Source organism: Burkholderia sp. BCC1988 (genome assembly GCF_905339895.1).
In the GTDB taxonomy this organism is placed as follows: Bacteria; Pseudomonadota; Gammaproteobacteria; order Burkholderiales; family Burkholderiaceae; genus Burkholderia.
This window is the reverse complement of record NZ_CAJPHA010000004.1, coordinates 78800-94857: the sequence shown is the minus strand read 5'-3', so window position 1 is coordinate 94857 and position 16058 is coordinate 78800. Positions and strand designations below refer to the sequence as shown.

The 16058-nt window shown below is 70.1% G+C and carries 13 protein-coding genes; 5 read left to right on the top strand and 8 right to left on the bottom strand.

All coding sequences use genetic code 11. The annotated features are described in order from the left end of the window. Window positions 1–51: 51 nt before the first annotated feature. Complete coding sequence (locus U4012_RS07045) at window positions 52–1263, bottom strand: acetate/propionate family kinase (RefSeq protein WP_321797231.1); 1212 nt, start codon at window positions 1261–1263, stop codon at window positions 52–54. Window positions 1264–1271: 8 nt separating this feature from the next. Beyond that, window positions 1272–2111: a universal stress protein gene (locus tag U4012_RS07040; protein WP_321797229.1), complete on the bottom strand. Its 840-nt coding sequence runs from the start codon at window positions 2109–2111 to the stop codon at window positions 1272–1274. A gap of 190 nt (window positions 2112–2301) precedes the next feature. Between U4012_RS07040 and U4012_RS07035 the strand changes: the two genes are divergently transcribed. The 5 genes from U4012_RS07035 to U4012_RS07015 are packed head-to-tail and all read left to right on the top strand — an operon-like array spanning window position 2302 to window position 7471. Continuing rightward, on the top strand, window positions 2302–2832 hold the full coding sequence (locus U4012_RS07035) for a hypothetical protein (protein ID WP_321797227.1): 531 nt from the start codon (window positions 2302–2304) through the stop codon (window positions 2830–2832). After that, window positions 2822–3568: a beta-ketoacyl-ACP reductase gene (locus U4012_RS07030; protein WP_321797225.1), complete on the top strand. Its 747-nt coding sequence runs from the start codon at window positions 2822–2824 to the stop codon at window positions 3566–3568. Before U4012_RS07035 ends, U4012_RS07030 begins: the two co-directional genes overlap by 11 nt. Beyond that, complete coding sequence (locus U4012_RS07025) at window positions 3565–5394, top strand: PHA/PHB synthase family protein (protein ID WP_321797224.1); 1830 nt, start codon at window positions 3565–3567, stop codon at window positions 5392–5394. Before U4012_RS07030 ends, U4012_RS07025 begins: the two co-directional genes overlap by 4 nt. A gap of 8 nt (window positions 5395–5402) precedes the next feature. Further along, entirely contained in the window at window positions 5403–6434 is a 1032-nt protein-coding gene (locus U4012_RS07020) for a bifunctional enoyl-CoA hydratase/phosphate acetyltransferase (RefSeq protein ID WP_321797630.1), read from the top strand. Beyond that, window positions 6431–7471: a zinc-dependent alcohol dehydrogenase family protein gene (locus tag U4012_RS07015; RefSeq protein ID WP_124645760.1), complete on the top strand. Its 1041-nt coding sequence runs from the start codon at window positions 6431–6433 to the stop codon at window positions 7469–7471. The genes U4012_RS07020 and U4012_RS07015 overlap by 4 nt, the downstream gene beginning before the upstream one ends. A 93-nt stretch (window positions 7472–7564) precedes the next feature. On the opposite strand, the gene U4012_RS07010 is transcribed toward U4012_RS07015, so the two are convergent. The 6 genes from U4012_RS07010 to U4012_RS06985 form a co-directional block, all read right to left on the bottom strand. Continuing rightward, window positions 7565–8968: an MBL fold metallo-hydrolase gene (locus tag U4012_RS07010; RefSeq protein ID WP_321797221.1), complete on the bottom strand. Its 1404-nt coding sequence runs from the start codon at window positions 8966–8968 to the stop codon at window positions 7565–7567. 169 nt (window positions 8969–9137) lie between these two features. Further along, on the bottom strand, window positions 9138–9323 hold the full coding sequence (locus U4012_RS07005) for a DUF2964 family protein (protein WP_044846572.1): 186 nt from the start codon (window positions 9321–9323) through the stop codon (window positions 9138–9140). Between the two features lie 153 nt (window positions 9324–9476). Then, window positions 9477–10601 (bottom strand): ABC transporter permease, encoded by a 1125-nt coding sequence (locus tag U4012_RS07000; protein ID WP_124485894.1) that lies wholly within the window; start codon window positions 10599–10601, stop codon window positions 9477–9479. A 2-nt stretch (window positions 10602–10603) separates the two neighbouring features. Further along, window positions 10604–13417, bottom strand: coding sequence for a ribosome-associated ATPase/putative transporter RbbA (rbbA, locus tag U4012_RS06995; RefSeq protein ID WP_321797217.1), 2814 nt, complete (start codon window positions 13415–13417; stop codon window positions 10604–10606). Continuing rightward, on the bottom strand, window positions 13414–14487 hold the full coding sequence (locus U4012_RS06990; protein ID WP_124519794.1) for an HlyD family secretion protein: 1074 nt from the start codon (window positions 14485–14487) through the stop codon (window positions 13414–13416). The genes rbbA and U4012_RS06990 overlap by 4 nt, the downstream gene beginning before the upstream one ends. Further along, window positions 14484–15977 (bottom strand): efflux transporter outer membrane subunit, encoded by a 1494-nt coding sequence (locus tag U4012_RS06985; RefSeq protein ID WP_415750359.1) that lies wholly within the window; start codon window positions 15975–15977, stop codon window positions 14484–14486. The genes U4012_RS06990 and U4012_RS06985 overlap by 4 nt, the downstream gene beginning before the upstream one ends. Window positions 15978–16058: the final 81 nt, after the last annotated feature.

The window sequence follows — 16058 nt, the reverse complement described above, 5'->3', positions numbered from 1 at the left end:
ATGCCGATGGAACCATCATCGGCGCGTATGCGCCGCTCGCGCTGATCTGGATCAAGCGTCGCGATTGGCGCGCAGCACGCGCACCGCGGCGCGCGCCGCGACCCACGCCTCGTTGGTCGGCTCGACGACCACCGTGACCGCACTCGACGCGCACGACACGACGTGCGCATGATCGGCATTCGCGCGCGCGTCGAGCGCGATGCCGAGCCAGCCGAGCGACGCGCAGATCCGCTCGCGCAACACCGCCGAGTGTTCGCCGATGCCGGCCGTGAAGACCAGCATGTCGAGGCCGCCGAGCAGCGCGGTCAGTGCGCCCGTCTCGCGCACGATGCGATGGACGTACAGCGCCAGCGCATCGCGGGCGGCTTCGTCCCCGGCCGCCTCGCGCGCGAGCAGCACGCGCGGGTCGCCCGACGCGCCCGACGCGCCCGACACGCCCTTGAGCCCCGATTCGTGATACAGCATGTGTCCCAGCTCGTCGCCGGACAGCTTGCCGGCCTCGAGCAGGTGCAGGACGACACCGGGATCGAGCGTTCCGCAGCGGGTGCTCATCATCAATCCGTCGAGCGCGGAGAAGCCCATGGTCGTCGCGACGCTGCGGCAGTCGCGCAGCGCGCACAGGCTCGCGCCGCTGCCGAGATGGGCGGCGATCACGCGGCCGTGCGCACGGGCGCCGAACGACTCGTCGAGCGCGACGGACAGGTATTCGTACGACAGCCCATGGAATCCGTAGCGGCGCACGCCCCGGTCGAACCACGCATGCGGCAGCGGCAGCAGCTGCTCGACGCGCGGCAGCGTGCGATGAAACGCCGTGTCGAACACGGCGATCTGCGGGACGTCCGGAAACGCGTCGCGCAGCACGTCGATCGCATCGAGGCTGTGCGGCTGATGCAGCGGCGCGAGCGGCGTCAGCGTGCGCAGCGCGTCCAGCACGTCGTCGTCGACGACCGTCGGCTCCACGTAGCGTGCGCCGCCGTGCACGACGCGATGCGCGATCGCGCCCAGCGTGACGTGCGGCAACTTCACGCGGATCCACGCCGCGATCCGCGCGAGCACGGCGCGGTAGGGATCGTCCGCCGTGCCGAGCGGCAGCGAACCGTCCGGCTCGGCGTCGAAGCGGATCGACACGCTGTTGCCGGCCGCGACCGCTTCGCCCTCGTGCAGCGGCCGCCGCGCGGGGTCGCCGTGCGGCGGGCAGGCAAAGAGCGCGAACTTCACGCTCGACGAACCGGCATTGACGACGAGCAGGGCGAGCGTACGCATCGGCCGGCTCAGTGCGACATCAGGACCGGCAGCGTCATCGACGCCAGCACCGTGCGGGTGGCGCCGCCCATCACCAGCTCGCGCCAGCGCGGATGGCCGTAGGCGCCCATCACGAGGAGGTCGGAACCCGTTTCATAAGCACGCGACAGCAATGTGTCGCCGACCGCGGGGCCGGCGCCGGCATCGATATCGAGCACGTTCACGTCGCGTGCGTGGCGCGCCAGCATCAGCGCGGCGTCGGCGGCCGGAATGCGCGTGGCCGCCGCTTCCGACGCGCCGTCGACCACGGCCGCGACCGTCGTGCGCTTCGCGTGTTCGAGAAAGGGCAGCGCGTCGTGCGCGGCGCGGGCCGCTTCCCGGCTGCCGTCCCACGCGATGAACACCCGTTCGCCGACCGACGGGAATTCGCCCGCGCACGGCACGAACAGCACCGGGCGGCCGGCGGACAACACGAGGTTCTCCGGAAACTGGTCGTCGATGTAGGTCTCGGGATCGTTCGGGTCGCTCTGGCCCGCGATCACGAGGTCGGCCAGGCGAGCGGCGCGCGGCACGGCCAGGTTCGCGCGCTCGTCGGCTCGCACCCACGCGGCCGGCACTTTCGCGCGGGCCGTCTCGGCGTGGAACAGGCGTTCCAGCGCGGCGAGCCGCTCGTCGCGCTGTTCGCGGCGCTCACGGAAGTAATCGGCGGACCCGGCCATCACGTAGAACGAATGCGGCTCCGGCGTGTAGACCGCGAACAGGCCGGTCAGGTGCGCGCCGAAGCGCCGCGCGAGGCGCAATGCGAACTCGAGGCGCGAATGCGCGCGGGCGCTCGTATCGAGGTGCACGACTATGCTCTTGTAGCTCATCGGAATCGCTCCATCGACGGGGTAACCGCCAGTGCAATCCAGTCTACGGAGCAGGGTTTCCGCGTACTTGACTCAGATCAACGGCTCCCCTGCGCGATGCCCGCACAGTGAAGCGGTCGCGATGCCGATCCCGGGCAGGCGGCACGAGGCGCGATGCCAACCCATTGACCGGATCGAACGAGGGACGCCGATGAGTACGTACGCTTTGACGACACCGAACGACGCTTGCCGCGCGGGCTGCGATCTCGCGCTGCGCATGGTCGCGCTGAATAGCGACTGGCAGCATGAATGGCATGCGCTGGCAGGGCGGCGCATCGAGCGGGACCGCGCCGCGGTTCGCCACCTGCAGCAGGCGCTGGCTGACACGAACGAGTGGCCGGCCTTCGGCGAGGCGACCCGGCAGGTGATGCGCGACTACGCGATCGCGAGCGTCGCGATCTGGCAGGATGCCGCCGAGCTGTGCATGCGTGCGCAATACGAGAACGCCGGCGCATGGCGCACCTGGTTGCGCGAATACGGCGCGGGCGCGATGTCGCGTTATCAGACCGACTGGCTGCCCGACCTGGGGCGACTGGCCGTGGTCAACGAAGCCAGCATGCCGTGGGCCGACTGGATGACGGCGCTGGAGCGCGGGATCGAGGACGCGAGCGACGGGGCGCCGGTTGCCGCCCGCCGCCTGAACGGCACGACCGGCGCGCAGGAGAACGACCATGTGCGCTGACCGGGTCGCGTTCGTCACGGGCGGCATGGGGGGCCTCGGCGCCGCGATCAGCCGTCGCCTGCACGATGCAGGCATGACGGTGGCGGTGTCGCATACGGAGCGCAACGACCACGTCGCGACGTGGCTCACGCACGAACGCGAGGCGGGCCGGACGTTCCACGCGTTCGAGGTCGACGTCGCCGACTACGATTCGTGCCAGCACTGCGCGGCACGCGTGCTGGCCGAGTTCGGGCGCGTCGACGTGCTCGTCAACAACGCCGGCGTCACGCAGGACGCCACCTTCGTGAAGATGACCAAGAGCATGTGGGACGCGGTGCTGCGCACCAACCTCGACGGCATGTTCAACATGACGAAGCCGTTCGTGCCGGGCATGATCGAGGCGGGCTTCGGGCGGATCGTGAACATCGGCTCGGTGAACGGTTCGCGCGGCGCATACGGGCAGGCGAACTACGCGGCCGCGAAGGCCGGCATCCACGGCTTCACGAAGGCGCTGGCGCTCGAGCTCGCGCGCCACGGCGTGACGGTCAACACGGTGGCCCCGGGCTATCTGGCCACCGCGATGCTCGAGACGGTGCCGAAGGACGTGCTCGACACGAAGATCCTGCCGCAGATCCCGGTCGGCCGCCTCGGCAATCCCGGCGAGATCGCCGAACTCGTCGCGTTCCTGTGTTCCGACGCGGGGGCTTTCGCGACCGGCGCGGAATTCGATGTCAACGGCGGCATGCACATGCGATGAACGCATCCGTCATGCGCATGCCGATCGAGCACGAGTCGATGCGGCCAACGGGTACGAACGCACCGGCGTCGAGTTCGGCCGGATGCACGCCGGTCCGGCTGTCGCCCGCCGAACAATGGAACCGCGCCGCGCATGCGAACGTGGCCGCGATGACCTTCGGGCTGTCGCCCGTGTCGCTCGCGCTGGCCACGCTCGACTGGGGCGCGCATCTGGCCGTGTCGCCGGGAAAATGCTTCGAGCTTGCGACGCAGGCGTGGCTGGCTGCCGTGGCACCCGCGGCCAACCCGGAAGGCGAAGGCGAGGGCGAGGCCGACGATGCCGGCGCGGGCGGCTTGGCCGTGCACGCCGGGCAGGCCGATGCGCGCTTCGCCGCGCCCGCGTGGTCCGGATGGCCGTTTCGCGCGTACCGCGACGGCTTCCTGTCGATCCAGCGCTGGTGGCGCGACGCGACGCGCGGCGTGCCGGGCGTCGAACGGCACCACGAGGAGCTGGTCGGATTCGCCGCGCGACAGTGGCTCGACGCATGCTCGCCGGGCAATTTCCTCGCGACCAACCCGGTCGTGCTCGACGCGACGATGCGCAGCGGCGGCGCGAATCTCGCGGCAGGCTGGCGGCACTGGCTGGAAGACGCGAACGCGCTGCTCGAACGCGCGCGCGGCACGCGGGCCCGCGACACGCGCACCTATCTGCCGGGGCGCGACGTGGCGATCACGCCGGGCCGCGTCGTCTGGCGCAACGCGTTGTGCGAGCTGCTGCAATACGACCCGACGACGGCCGGCGTGGCACGCGAGCCGATCCTGATCGTGCCGTCGTGGATCATGAAGTACTACATCCTCGACCTGCAGCCGCACGATTCGCTGATCCGCTTCCTGGTCGATGCCGGCTACACGGTGTTTGCCGTGTCGTGGCGCAATCCGGGTGCGGAAGCGCGCGAGCTCGGGCTCGACGATTATCTGCGCGACGGGTGCATGGCGGCGCTCGACGCGGCCCGCTCGATCTGCGGCGAAGCGGTCCACGCGGTCGGCTACTGCCTCGGCGGCACGCTGCTGGCGATCGGCGCGGCGGCGCTCGCGCGCGACGGCCGGCAGCACGAGACGTTGCGCTCCGTCACGTTGCTCGCGGCCCAGACCGATTTCAGCGAACCCGGCGAACTCGGCCTCTTCATCGACGCGAGCGAACTGTCCGCGCTCGATGCGCTGATGTGGCGGCAGGGCTACCTGGACGGCGCGCAGATGTCCGCCGCGTTCCAGTTGCTGAACGCGCGCGACCTGATCTGGTCGCGCATGATGAGCGAATACCTGCTCGGCACGCGCACAAAGCCGAACGACCTGATGTCGTGGAACGAGGACACCACGCGCATGCCGTACCGGATGCATACCGAATACCTGACGCGCCTCTTTCTCGACAACGATCTCGCGGCCGGCCGCTACTGCGTCGACGGGCGGCCGGTCGCGCTGTCGGATCTCGACGTGCCGACGTTCGTGGTCGGGACCGAGCGCGATCACGTGTCGCCCTGGCGTTCCGTCTACAAGCTCCATCTGCTCACGCACCACGCGCTGACGTTCGTGCTGACCTCCGGCGGCCACAATGCCGGGATCGTGTCCGAACCCGGCCATCCGGGACGCCACTATCGCTGCGCGACGCGCGAGCCCGGCGCGCCTTACCGCAACCGGCGCGACTTCGTGAGCGAAACGCCCGCGCTCGACGGATCGTGGTGGACGTGCTGGCACGACTGGCTGCACGCGCATTCGTCGGGTGAGGTGCCCGCACGCGTGCCGGCCGCCGGCTTCGGCGCGGCGCCCGGCAGCTACGTGCTGGAGACCTGAATATGAACATGAACCTGAACCTGCATCCGGATCCGTCCGCCGGCGCGTGCCTGCCCGGCCTGTTGCCGCGCGCGGACGGCGAACTGCCCGCCCTGATCGCGCGTGCGCGCCATGCGCCGCCGCTGACGGTGGCCGTCGTGCATCCGTGCGACACGGCCAGCCTCGTCGCGCTTGCCGCGCTCAACGCGTCGCCGCTGGGCGCATCGATCGAACCGCTGATCGTCGCGCCGCGCGCGAAGGTGTTGCGCGCGGCGAGCGAAGCGGGCGTCGATCTCGCGAAATGGACGATCGAGGACGTTCCCCACAGCCACGCCGCGGCGGCCCGCGCGGTGGCACTCGCAGCGTCGGGCCGCGCCGGCGCGCTGATGAAGGGCAGCCTGCACACGGACGAGCTGATGGGGGCCGTCGTCGCCGCGGAATCGGGCCTGCGCACCGACAAGCGCATGTCTCACTGCTTCCTGATCGAGGCGCCGGCGTATCCGCGGCCGTTCATCCTGACCGACGCCGCGGTGAACATCGCACCGGATCTCGCGCAGAAGGCGGCCATCACGCAGAACGCGATCGACGTCGCGCATGCGCTGGGCGTCGCGCGCCCGCGCGTCGCGGTGCTGTGCGCGGTCGAGACCGTCAATCCGGCGATGCGTTCGACGCTCGACGCGGCGGCCCTCGCGAAGATGGCCGAGCGCGGGCAGATCACGGGGGCGGTCGTCGACGGCCCGCTCGCGTTCGACAACGCGATATCGCAACGGGCCGCGCGCGAGAAGGGGATCGACTCGCCGGTTGCCGGCCGTGCGGACATCCTCGTCGTGCCCGATATCGAAGCGGGCAACATGCTCGCGAAACAGCTCGAATACCTGGGCGGCGCCGCGAACGCGGGCGTCGTCGTGGGCGCGCGCGTGCCGATCGTGCTGACGAGCCGCGCCGACGGCGTTGCCGTCCGGGTCGCGTCCTGCGCGCTCGCGGTGTTGCTGGCGCAAGTCCGGCATGACGCCGCCCCGATGCCTGAACAGGCCCCCCTTTCGATGGAGGAGTTGCGATGAAAGCACTCGTGTACCACGGCCCCGGGCGCAAGGCGCTCGAACGGCGGCCCAAACCGGAACTGCAGTCGCCCACCGACGCGATCGTCCGCGTGACGCGCACGACGATCTGCGGCACCGATCTGCACATCCTCAAGGGCGACGTGCCGACGTGCGAGCCGGGCCGCGTTCTCGGCCATGAAGGCGTGGGCATCGTCGAGCAGGTCGGCGCGGCGGTCGATTCGCTGAAGCCGGGCGACCACGTGCTGATTTCGTGCATCTCGTCGTGCGGCCGCTGCGAGTACTGCCGCCGCGGACTGTATTCGCATTGCACGACCGGCGGCTGGATCCTCGGCAACCGGATCGACGGCACGCAGGCCGAGTTCGTGCGCATCCCGCATGCGCCGACCAGCCTGTACCGGATTCCGGCCGGCGCGGACGAGGACGCGCTCGTGATGCTGTCCGACATCCTGCCGACCGGATTCGAATGCGGCGTGCTGAACGGCAAGGTGCAGCCGGGCTGCTCGGTCGCGATCGTCGGCGCGGGGCCGATCGGGCTGGCGGCGTTGCTGACCGCGCAGTTCTATTCGCCCGCGCGGATCATCATGATCGACCCGGACGGCAACCGGCTCGAGGTCGCGCGGCGCTTCGGCGCGACCGACTGCATCGACGGCCACGGCGGCGACCCGGTTGCGGAAGTGATGAAGCTGACCGACGGCGTGGGCGTGGATTGCGCGATCGAAGCGGTCGGCATTCCGGCGACGTTCGAGATGTGCACGGCGCTCGTGGCGCCTGGCGGGGTCGTCGCGAACGTCGGCGTGCACGGCGTCAAGGCCGATCTGCACCTCGAGAAGCTGTGGGATCGCAACATCTCGATCACGACGCGGCTCGTCGACACGGTCAGCACGCCGATGCTGCTGAAGACGGTAGGCGCCGGGCGCCTCGATCCGGCGCGCCTGATCACGCACCGGTTCTCGCTCGACGACGTGGAAAGCGCGTACGACACGTTCGGGCGCGCCGCGCAGACCCACGCGCTGAAGGTCATCATCGAAATCGGCTGAGTGGCGGGCCGCGCGTGGCGGAAACCGGGTGCTTCCGCCGCCCGTCACGCGCGGCCGGCGTTGCGCCGGCGACGCGCCGGCAGTCAGTGCCAGTCAGGACGACAGCGCGGTGGGTTCCTGCGTGTTGTTTGATTCAATCGCGTCCAGATCGACGCACTGCTCGTAAGTCGGCACCTCGCACGGCCAATGCAGGCGCTCCGAGATGCGCCGGCGCATCGCATCCGCGGCAGCGGGTTCGCCGTGCGTGACGAAGGTCCGCACGGGCGCGCCCTGCATCGTGCCGAGCCACTTCAGGATCTCTTCGTAGTCGGCATGGGCCGACAGCGTCGTGATCGACTCGACCTGCGCGCGCACGCGCACGTACTCGCCGTGAATCTTCAGCGTCGGCTCGTGCGCGGCGAGCGCCGCGCCGCGCGTGCCGGCGGCCTGGTAGCCGACCAGCGCGATCGTGTTGCGCGCGTCCGGCGCATGGCGGCTCAGGTGATGCAGCACGCGCCCGCCGGTCGCCATCCCGCTGCCGGCGATGATGACCATCGGGCCGTGGTGTTCGGCGATCGCCTTGGACTGCTCGACCGAGCGGATCATCGTGGCCGCGTGGCCGAGCGCATTCGCTTCGGAAGCCGTCAGCCGGTGTTCGAGGATATGGTGGCGATAGATTTCGGTCACGTCCGTCGCCATCGGGCTGTCGACGAACACCGGGACGCGCGCCATGCGGCCGGCCGCCTTCAGCCGCGCGATGTAGTGCAGGATCTCCTGCGCGCGGCCGACGGTGAAGCAGGGCATCACGACGACCCCGCCGCGCGCGAAGGTCTTGTCGAACATCCCGGCCAGCTCGTTTTCGGGATCCGACGCCGGATGCAGCCGGTCGCCGTACGTCGATTCGACCACCAGGTAGTCGGCATGCGCGGGCGGGCGCGGCGGTTGCATGATCGGGTCGTGATACCGGCCGAGATCGCCGGAGAACGCGAGCACCTTGTGATCCCAGTGCATCACGACGCTCGCCGCGCCGAGGATGTGCCCGGCCGGCAGCAGGCGGAACGACAGGCTGCCGCCCAGCGCGGTGCATTCGTCGAACGCGACGGGTTGCAGCAGGCGCAGCGCGCGCTGCGCGTCGTCCAGCGTGTAGAGCGGTTGCGCGGGATGATGCTTCGAATAACCGTGCCGGTTCGCGAAGTCGGCTTCCTCCTCCTGCAGCCGCGCGCTGTCGCGCAGCATGATGTCGCAGAGTTCGGCCGTGGCCGCCGTGCAGTACACCGGCCCGCGATAGCCTTCGCGCGCCAGCACCGGGAGATAGCCGGTGTGATCGAGATGCGCGTGCGTGAGCACGACCGCGTCCAGCGTGTCGGGCGCGAACGGCAGCGCGCGCCAGTTGCGCAGCCGCAGGTTCTTGGTCCCCTGGAACAGGCCGCAATCGACCAGGACGCGCCGGCCGCCGTGCTCGAGCAGATATTTCGAGCCGGTCACGGTTTCGGTCGCACCGAGAAAAGTCAGTTTCATGGGTTGCCTCCCCGGGAGTCGACGGAACAGTAAGTCGATTACATCCCGAACGCGCGCGCGGCGGTTGACCGAAATCACGAATGGCGGGATTCCGATGACGAACGGCTTGAACGCGACGCGTAAGATGCCGCTTACGATGCCCCGAATGCAATGCGTCCGGGCGGTGCCGCTAACGCCCGGGCGGCGCCGGATCCAGCTGCGCGACGAACGCCACGATGCCCGACACCAGTGCAACGATCGCGTACGGCACGACCCGCTCGTCGATCAGCATCGCATGCACGACGCCCAGCAGCGACGCGAGCGCGATGAATACGCAGAGCGTCGCGAACGCGTTTCGGTATCGCAGGCCCATCATGACGTTCTCCCGGGAAGCGGCCGCCGTGGACGGCGTTGCCGTCGGCGCATGCCATCGGTTGCGCAAGACATGTGCCATGATCGCGTGCCGCGCGCCGGCGCGATTGATCTGTATCAACCGACGAATCCCGGCATCACGGAATCGACGCGCCGCTCAAGTCATCTGACCAATCGTCTTGCGGAACCGCGTCAGCGACAGCAGGAACAGCACGCAACCGATCGCGAACAGCGCCGCGAACTGGGCCCACACCGCATCGAACCCGGCACCGCGATACAGGATGCGTTGCGCGAGTTCGACGAAATGCGTGGTCGGCGCAGCCAGCATGATGTCCTGCACGACGGGCGGCATGCTTTCGCGCGGCGTCAGGCCGCCCGACAGCAATTGCAGCGGCAGCAGCACGAGGACGAGCAGCATGCCGAACTGCGGCATGCTGCGCACGAGCGTCGCGAGAAAGATCCCCATCGACGTCGTCGCGAACAGGTGCAGCGCCATGCCGGCCACGAACAGCGGCACCGATCCCGGAATCGGCACGTGCAGCGCGCCGCCCACGACGAACGTCAGCGACGCGACGGCCGCCGCCGCGACGACGAGCCCCATCGACCAGACCTTCGCGAGCATGATTTCCGCCGCGGTCACCGGCATGACGAGCAGATGCTCGATCGTGCCGTGCTCGCGCTCGCGAATCAGTGCGGCGCCGGTGAGGATCATCGACAGCATCGTCACGTTGTTGATCAGCTCCATCAGCGCGCCGAACCAGACTTCGTCGAGATTCGGGTTGAAGCGCATCCGCATCGCGAGATCGACGGGCGGCAAGGACGTGCCGCGCTGGCGCCGCACGAACGCATCGATCTCGCCCGACACGATCTGCTGGACGTAACCGCCGCCGGTAAACGCCTGCGTCATGCGGGTCGCATCGACGTTCAGCTGGACCGTCGCGTGACGGCCGGCGAGCACGTCGCGTTGGAAGTCGGGCGGAATGTCGAGCGAGAACGTGTAGTCGCCGTTGTCGAGCCCGCGATCGGCCGCGCCGGCGTCGACGAGCGGGGGCGGCGCGAACTGCGGCGGGAAGAACGCCGCCGCGATGCGCGCCGACAGCGGCGACGCATCCTCGTCGACGATCGCGATCGGCACCTTGTGCAGCGTTTCCGGGCGCGCGGTGGCCGCGACGTAGATCGACGCGCTGAACGTGTAGACGATCAGCGCGAGCAGGATCGGGTCGCGGGCGAGGCTCCACAGTTCCTTGACCCCGAGCCGGAAAATGACGAGCAGGCGCGACATGGTCAGCGCTCCTGCTTGCGCAGCAGCACGCCGGTCATGACCAGGATGACCGGCGCGGCCGCGAGCATCGGCCAGAACTGGGACGACAGGTCGGCCAGCCCGAGCGCCTTGTTGTAGACGCCGCGGCTGATCGCGAGCATGTAGGTGGCCGGATAGACGGTGCCGACCCACTTGCCGCTGCCCTCGAGCGACGACAGCGGCGTGAGCAGGCCCGAGAACTGCACGACGGGAATCAGCGTGCCGACGATCGTCATGAAGATCGCGGCGATCTGGCTGCGGGTAAACGTCGACGCGAACAGCCCGATGCCGGTGGCCACGACGTTGAAGATCAGCACCGCGGCCGCCAGCGTCGCGAAACTGCCCTTGATCCGCACGCCGAACACGAGGTCGGCCAGCACGACCATCAGCAGGAAGTTCAGCATGGCCAGCATCACGTACGGCGCCTGCTTGCCGAGCAGGAATTCGGCCCGCGTGACGGGCGTCACGTACAGGTTGACGATCGACCCGAGCTCCCGTTCCCGCACGACGGCGAGCGCCGTCAGCATCGCGGGCAGCATCAGCAGCAGCATCGGCATGATCGCGGGAATCATGGCCGGCAGGCTCTTGACGTCCGGGTTGTAGCGATAGCGGATCGCGATGTCGACGGCCGGCGCGAGCGACACGCCGAGCCGGCGCTTCGCCTGGTCGCGCAGCCAGTTTTCGTGCATGCCGGCCACGTAGCCGCGGATCGTCTCCGCGCGCATCGGCATCGCGCCGTCGACCCATGCGCCGATCTCCACGCGGCGGCCGCGCGCGACGTCGCGCGCGAAACCGGGCGGGATCTCGAGCGCGAGCGACAGCTGGCCGTTGCGCATGCGGCGCTCGATGTCGCGGTCGTCCGCGAGCGGCGCCCGCGGCACGAAATAGCGGGAACCGGCGAGGTTCTGCGCATAGTCCTGGCTCAGGATCGACTGATCGCGGTCGAGCACCGCGAACGTCAGGTTGTCGACGTCGAGACTGATCCCGATGCTGATCACGCACATCAGCACGAGCGAGCCGAACAGCGCCAGCGTCGCGCGCAACGGGTCGCGTCGCAGCTCCAGCACTTCGCGCCACAGATAGCTGCCGGCGCGCGCCGGGCTGAACCATGCCGCCGCACGACCGGCGCCGGCCGCCGCGGGCGGCGCGGCGAGCCAGCCGGCGTCGGACCGCGCATCGGCCGGCGCACCGTCCGCGCCATCCGCTTTCTGCGCGTCGCTCAGGTAGCCGATGAACGCGTCTTCGAGCGTGGCGGCGCCGCGCAGGCGCACCAGTTCCTCGGGCGCGGCGCTCGCGAGCACGCGGCCCGCATGCATCAGCGAGATGCGGTCGCAGCGCGCGGCCTCGTTCATGAAGTGCGTCGAAATGAAGATGGTGACGCGATCGTTGCGCGCGAGCTCGATCATCAGCCGCCAGAAGTCGTCCCGCGCGACCGGATCCACGCCCGACGTCGGTTCGTCCAGGATCAGCAGCTCGGGCTTGTGCACCATCGCCACCGCGAGCGAGAGCCGCTGCCGCATGCCGAGCGGCAGGCGCTCGGGCAGCGCGTCGAGGGCGTCGGCCAGCCCGAAGCGCGCGACCATTTCAGTCACGCGCGCGGGCACGTCCGCCTCCGGCACGCCGAACAGGCGCGCGTGCAGCACGAGGTTCTGCCGGACGGTCAGTTCGCCGTAGAGCGAAAACCCTTGCGACATGTAGCCGACGCGCCGGCGCGTGTCGATGTCGTTCGCGGCGACCGGCCGGCCGAACAGCGTTGCGGTGCCTTCGGATGCGGGCAGCAGGCCGGTGAGCATCTTCATGGTCGTCGACTTGCCGCAGCCGTTGGAGCCGAGAAAGCCGAAGATTTCGCCGCGGCGGATCCGCAGGCTCACGTGGTCGACCGCGACGAAATCGCCGAACCGCATCGTCAGCCCGTCCGCCTCGATCGCGTAGCCGGCCGCCCGATCGGCCTCGAACGGCGCGATCACGACCGGCTGGTGTCCGTGCCGGCGCGCCTCCGGGAGCAGCGCGATGAACGCGGCTTCCAGCGTGTCGCAACCGGTGCGCTCGAGCAGCTCGCCGGGGCTGCCGGTGGCCAGCACGCGGCCGGCGTCCATCGCGATCAGCCGGTCGAACCGCCGGGCCTCGTCCATGTACGCGGTGGCGACCAGCACGCTCATCGCCGGGCGGGCGGCGCGAATGCGACCGATCAGCTCCCAGAACTGCGCGCGCGACAGCGGATCGACGCCGGTCGTGGGCTCGTCCAGGATCAGCAGGTCGGGATCGTGGATCAACGCGCAGCACAGGCCGAGCTTCTGCTTCATGCCGCCGGACAGCTTGCCGGCCGGGCGGTCCAGGAACGGTTGCAGGCCGGTGCTGCGCGTCAGCGCGTCGATCCTTCGGCGCCGCTCCGCCGCATCGTGGCCGAACAGTCTCGCGAAGAACTGCAGGTTTTCCTCGACCGACAGCGTCGCGTACAGGTTCCGGCCGAGGCCTTGCGGCATGTAGGCGATGCGCCGGCACGCGCGCGCGCGATGGCGGCGCGACGACAGGTCGCCGTCGAGCGTCCATACGCGGCCCTGCTGGATCGCGCGCGCGCCGGAAACGAGCGCGAGCAGGCTCGACTTGCCGACGCCGTCCGGCCCGATCAGCCCGATCATGCGGCCGGCCGGGATATCGAGCGTCACGTCGTCGAGCGCGGCCTTGTCGCCGTAGCGCAGCGAGACGCCGGACAGCCGTGCGACCCAGCCCGGATCGGCCGACACCGGCGCAGCGCCGGTCGCGCCGGCATCCGTCTCGACGGGCGGCGCCGCTTTCATTGCGGCACCCTGATCGCGAGGCGATCCGGCCAGCCCGCGTGCGGGTCGGTCTTCAGCCACGCCACGCCCGGCAACCCGGTCTTGACGAGCTTCAGGTGGCGCTGCAACAGGTCGCGATCGATGCGTGCCTTCACCCGGAACATCAGCTTCTGCCGCTCGGTGGCCGTTTCGACCGTCTTCGGCGTGAACTGCGCGGTGCTCGACACGTAGGACACGCGGGCCGGAATCACGTATTCCGGTGCCGCATCGAGCACGATCCGCACGTCGGCGCCGAGCGGGACCCGGCCGACGACCGCTTCGGGCAGGAAGAACGTCATGTACACGTCGGACAGGTCGACGACGTTGAGCACCTTGCCGCCTGCCGGCAGGACTTCGCCCGACTCGGCAATCCGGTACTGGACGCGCCCGTCGCGCGGCGAGGTCAGTTCGCTGTCCGAGAGGTCGGCCCGCACGCGCGCCACGGTCGCCTGAGCGGCCGTCACGGCCGAGCGCGCCGCGACGAGCTGGGCCTGCGTGGCGTCGATCGCGGCCTGAGCGGCTTGCACCTGGGCCCGCGCGGCGTTCACGGTTGCGCGCAGGCTGCCGGCGCGCGCGCGATCGTCGTCCAGCTCCTGCATCGACGACGCGCCGTCGCGCGATAGCGTTTCGGACCGCGCGAGCCGCCGCGTGGCCGCGTCCAGCTCGCTTTCCCGCTGCACGACGACGGCCGCGGCCGCGGCCTTGTCGCTGCGGCGCTGCGCGACCTGCGCGTCGATGCTCGCCGCGGTGTTCACCGCCTGCTGCTCGCGCGCCCGTGCCTCGTCGAGCTGCGCCTGCAGGACGACGACGTCCATGCGTGCGAGCGGCTGGCCGGCCGTCACGAAGTCGCCTTCGTCGACGAGCATCGCGGTGACGCGCCCCGGCAGCTTGGTCGCGACGTCGATTTCGGTCGCCTCGATGCGGCCGTTGCCGCTGACGAGCCCCGCATCCGCCTGGCCGTCGTGCCAGCGCGTCCACCCGTAGTACGCGAGGCCGATCGCAAGCACGGCCGCACCGATACCGATCAGAAGAGGGCGCGGGATGGTTTTCATGGTGTGTTGTCCGAATCAGTCGAAAGGGGCGCCGTTGCCGCGGCAGTCTTGCCGGTGTCGATCACGCCGCCGCCGAGCGCGCCGTACAGCGCGACGCGGCTCGACAGCAGCGCACGACGGGTCGTGACCAGCTGCTGCTCGGCGTTCATCAGGTCCCGTTGCGCATCGAGCACTTCGAGGAAGCGGGTCGCCCCGCTGTCGTAGCGCAGCTTCGCGAGGCGCGCCCGCTCGGCCTGCGACGCCAGCGTGGCGCGCTCGATGGCGACCTGGTCGGCGAGCCAATGGCGCGCGGCGAGCGCATCGGACACGTCGCGGAACGCGCGCTGCAGCGTCTGCTCGTAGCGGGCGAGCGCTTCTTCGCGTTGCGCGCGCGCCAGTGCGAGATTCGACCGGTTGCGGCCGCCGTCGACGAGCGGCAGCGTGACGTTGGGAATCACCGACCACACGCCGGACCCTGGCGACAGCAGGTCGTGCAGCGCGCTGCTTCCCGACCCGATCGCACTCGTCAACGCGATGCGCGGAAAGAATGCCGCGCGCGCCGCGCCGATGTTCGCGCGGCTCGCCTGCAGTTCGCGCTCCGCCGCGATCACGTCCGGGCGCCGGGTCAGCAGCGACGAGGGCAGGCCCGGCGCGAGCGACGGCAGCACCGCGCCGTCGTCGAGCGCGAGCGGCGTGGCGCCCAGCGCCGGCGGCGCACCGACGAGCAACGCCAGCGCATCGGCCGCCGTCGCGCGGGCCTGCTGCAACTGCACGCCGAGCGATTCCGCCTGCTGCAGCAGGATCTCCGATTGCGTGAGATCGAGGCGCGAGATCGCGCCGGCCGCGTGACGAAGCCGGAAAATCCGCAGCGATTCGCGGCGCGTGTCGATCGTCGCGCGGGTCAGCGCGATGCGTTCGTCGATCTCGCACAGGGTCAGATACGCGTCCGCGACACCGGTGACGACGCTCAGCGTCACCGCCTGCCTGGCTGCGTCGCTCGCGAGGTAGCGCTGAAGCGCTGCTTCCTTCAGGTTGCGCACGCGGCCCCAGAAATCGATCTCCCATTGCGTCTCGGCCAGCTGGACTTGATAGACCTGCCCGATGACGGGCGCCGGAGTGAGAAAGCCGCCCGGCGTGCGAAACCGCGCGTAGGCCGCGCCCGCACTGATCGTCGGCCATTGATCCGCGCCGCGGATGCCGTACACCGCGCGCGCCTGCTCGACGCGTGCGACCGCCGCGCGCAGATCACGGTTGTCGGCGAGCGCCTGGCCGATCAGCGCGCGAAGGCGCGGGTCGACGAAGTAAGCCTGCCAGTCGGGCACGGGCGCCGCGGGTGTCGCGTCGGCGGACGGCTCCGGAAAGGACGCGGGAATCGGTGCGGCGGGACGCTCGTCCGGTGGCGCAAGCGACAGGCAGCCCGACAGCAGCCCCATGCCCGCCGCCAGCGCAATGGCACGCATGCGCCGCACGACGGCAGGATGACAGCGAACGGGAAGCGCGGCAGCGCGCATGGAATGCCTCGTCGAATACGGAAATGCGGGAATTCGGGATGGCGCCGCCCGCGGGGCGTCGCCGCTTCGGATTCACTTATA

What these genes read in the sequence shown, in the direction of transcription:
- U4012_RS06990 (WP_124519794.1), bottom strand. Translation starts at nt 14,487, where the DNA reads ATGAAAACCATCCCGCGCCCTCTTCTGATCGGTATCGGTGCGGCCGTG.
- U4012_RS07020 (WP_321797630.1), top strand. Translation starts at nt 5,403, where the DNA reads ATGAACCTGAACCTGCATCCGGATCCGTCCGCCGGCGCGTGCCTGCCC.
- U4012_RS07040 (WP_321797229.1), bottom strand. Translation starts at nt 2,111, where the DNA reads ATGAGCTACAAGAGCATAGTCGTGCACCTCGATACGAGCGCCCGCGCG.
- rbbA (WP_321797217.1), bottom strand. Translation starts at nt 13,417, where the DNA reads ATGAAAGCGGCGCCGCCCGTCGAGACGGATGCCGGCGCGACCGGCGCT.
- U4012_RS07045 (WP_321797231.1), bottom strand. Translation starts at nt 1,263, where the DNA reads ATGCGTACGCTCGCCCTGCTCGTCGTCAATGCCGGTTCGTCGAGCGTG.
- U4012_RS07010 (WP_321797221.1), bottom strand. Translation starts at nt 8,968, where the DNA reads ATGAAACTGACTTTTCTCGGTGCGACCGAAACCGTGACCGGCTCGAAA.
- U4012_RS07025 (WP_321797224.1), top strand. Translation starts at nt 3,565, where the DNA reads ATGAACGCATCCGTCATGCGCATGCCGATCGAGCACGAGTCGATGCGG.
- U4012_RS07035 (WP_321797227.1), top strand. Translation starts at nt 2,302, where the DNA reads ATGAGTACGTACGCTTTGACGACACCGAACGACGCTTGCCGCGCGGGC.
- U4012_RS07030 (WP_321797225.1), top strand. Translation starts at nt 2,822, where the DNA reads ATGTGCGCTGACCGGGTCGCGTTCGTCACGGGCGGCATGGGGGGCCTC.
- U4012_RS06985 (WP_415750359.1), bottom strand. Translation starts at nt 15,977, where the DNA reads ATGCGCGCTGCCGCGCTTCCCGTTCGCTGTCATCCTGCCGTCGTGCGG.
- U4012_RS07015 (WP_124645760.1), top strand. Translation starts at nt 6,431, where the DNA reads ATGAAAGCACTCGTGTACCACGGCCCCGGGCGCAAGGCGCTCGAACGG.
- U4012_RS07000 (WP_124485894.1), bottom strand. Translation starts at nt 10,601, where the DNA reads ATGTCGCGCCTGCTCGTCATTTTCCGGCTCGGGGTCAAGGAACTGTGG.
- U4012_RS07005 (WP_044846572.1), bottom strand. Translation starts at nt 9,323, where the DNA reads ATGATGGGCCTGCGATACCGAAACGCGTTCGCGACGCTCTGCGTATTC.